Consider the following 1240-nt stretch of genomic DNA (forward strand, 5'->3'; position numbering starts at 1 on the left):
GGTCAAAGAAGCACTATGAGTCGATTTATACGAGGGCATATCATTGAATTGATGCCCAATAATAAACAAGCAAGCCATTTTGCTCAGGCAAGTGGTGTTGCTCGTTTGTCGTATAATTGGGCTTTAAGAGAGTGGCAGCGACAATACAAGGCTGATAAGGAATATCGAGATCAGTGTGAGTATTATGATGTTGCGGTGAATGAAATGCTTCTTAATAGACCTAAAGAGAGTAAATTAAGAAAGCACCTAAACACTTTTAAATTTGAAAAATATCCTTTCATGAAGAAAGTGACTAAGTGCGCACCACAGTTGGCGATTAAGCAGTTGGGTAGTGCTTTTGATAGATTTTTTAACGGCAAATCAGGATACCCCAAGCCAAGAAAAAAAGGCAAGGATGACCGTTTTTCATTATCAAATGATCAATTTAGCGTAAAGGGTCGGTCTATTAAAATCCCTAATTTGGGTTGGGTGAAAATGACTGAGAATCTGCGCTATAAGGGTAAAATTCTCTCGGCCAAAATATTTAAACAAGGTGGTAAGTGGTTTGTATCAATCGCTGTCGAACTCACCCAGATCGAAAAGCTTAAACCGAAAACAGGTTTAAGTATCGGTGTTGATTTGGGTGTCTCTAATCTTGCCACCCTTTCAAATGGTGAGGTTATTCCTTCTAACGCACCACTTAAAAGACAGCTTGCAAAACTAAGACGACTCAACAAGTCTTTTAGTCGTAAGAAAAAAGGTAGTCAGAATCGAGAAAAAGCAAAAGCCAAGCTATCTCGCCTGCACTATAAAATTGCCTGTCTACGCAAGAATAATCTTCATCAAGTCACAACGGATTTGGTAACACGTTTTGATGTGATTGCGATTGAAGATTTGAATGTTAAAGGCATGTTGAGGAATCGTAAACTCGCAAGAGCTATATCCGATATGGGTTTTTATGAGTTTAAAAGGCAGTTGATTTATAAAGCCAAACAGCATGGAAAATCGGTACTTTCGGTTGGTCGATTCTTCCCAAGTAGTAAAATGTGTTCGTGCTGTGGTGAATTAAATCAATCTCTCACACTTTCTGCGCGAGAGTGGAAGTGCTTAGTTTGCCAAACCATCCAAAATCGTGATGTTAATGCATCAATTAATATCCTGCGATATGCGGATAAAGATTTAATCACTGCATAAGTGGTGATTAAGGCGGTGAGTTACACCGTGACAGCCTATGGAATTGAGGTAATCCCTAAAGCAAATG

General features: G+C 39.0%; 1 protein-coding gene. It reads left to right on the forward strand.

Going from position 1 to position 1240, the window contains the following annotated elements:
- The coding region (locus tag ACEO2X_RS13840; RefSeq protein WP_306674923.1) for a transposase at nt 1-1173 on the forward strand (1173 nt) is incomplete at its 5' end.
- Nucleotides 1174-1240: the final 67 nt, after the last annotated feature.

This window comes from Acinetobacter sp. AL9 (assembly GCF_041464035.1).
Classification (GTDB): domain Bacteria; phylum Pseudomonadota; class Gammaproteobacteria; order Pseudomonadales; family Moraxellaceae; genus Acinetobacter; species Acinetobacter towneri.